At 24.3% G+C, this 383-nt stretch carries 1 protein-coding gene; it reads right to left on the bottom strand.

The genetic code is table 11. The features are described from left to right. Positions 1–383, bottom strand: a 383-nt coding sequence (locus QWI17_RS19425; protein ID WP_302724189.1) for a hypothetical protein, incomplete at both ends; no start/stop codon positions are given.

The following is a 383-nucleotide window of genomic DNA, read 5'->3' as shown; positions in this document are numbered from 1 at the left end:
AATCACTAATTAATTTAGCAATTCTTTTTTTTGAATTTGATGCATTAACGTATACTATTTCATCATTTTTTATAAGTAGTGAAAAGATTAATTTTTCACCATCATATGGATTAAATGTTCGCAAATAATAATGAGATAATTCACCAACAACAGCTTCTTCAAAAAAATGAGTCCTATCATTTTTTAAGGTTACATATTTTACTAATTTATCATATTCATCATTTACAACAAATGATTTAATATCTTTTGATTTGAGTTTTATTTTTTCATCATTCACTAAGAAGTAAACAACTTTAGAATTATATCCCATTACTTGCCCTTTTAAAGTATCATTCGAGTGATTGATATAATATTCTGATTCGAATTGTGCCTCAATTACAGTT

The organism is Gilvimarinus gilvus, assembly GCF_030518155.1.
GTDB lineage: Bacteria > Pseudomonadota > Gammaproteobacteria > Pseudomonadales > Cellvibrionaceae > Gilvimarinus > Gilvimarinus gilvus.
Note: the sequence above shows the minus strand (reverse complement) of the source record. Positions and strands in the feature narration are given on the sequence as shown.